General features: G+C 51.5%; 1 rRNA gene. It reads left to right on the top strand.

The window, feature by feature from the left end:
- Nucleotides 1-84 precede the first annotated feature (84 nt).
- Nucleotides 85-200, top strand: a 5S ribosomal RNA gene (rrf, locus tag DW819_RS15465).

Below are 200 nucleotides of genomic sequence, written 5' to 3'. Positions count from 1 at the left end.
GCGGCTGGATCACCTCCTTTCTAAGGAAACGAAGAAGTAAGGGTTTTAAACACTGTTGAATCTTTGATAAAAGGTTCCAAGATTTCTGGTGCCGATGCGCTTAGGGGAAACACCCGTTCCCATCCCGAACACGACGGTTAAGACCTAAGCGGCCGATGGTACTATGCTGGAGACGGCATGGGAGAGCAGGTGGGTGCCAG

The organism is Clostridium sp. AM33-3, assembly GCF_003480315.1.
GTDB lineage: Bacteria > Bacillota > Clostridia > Lachnospirales > Lachnospiraceae > Brotaphodocola.
Note: the sequence above shows the minus strand (reverse complement) of the source record. Positions and strands in the feature narration are given on the sequence as shown.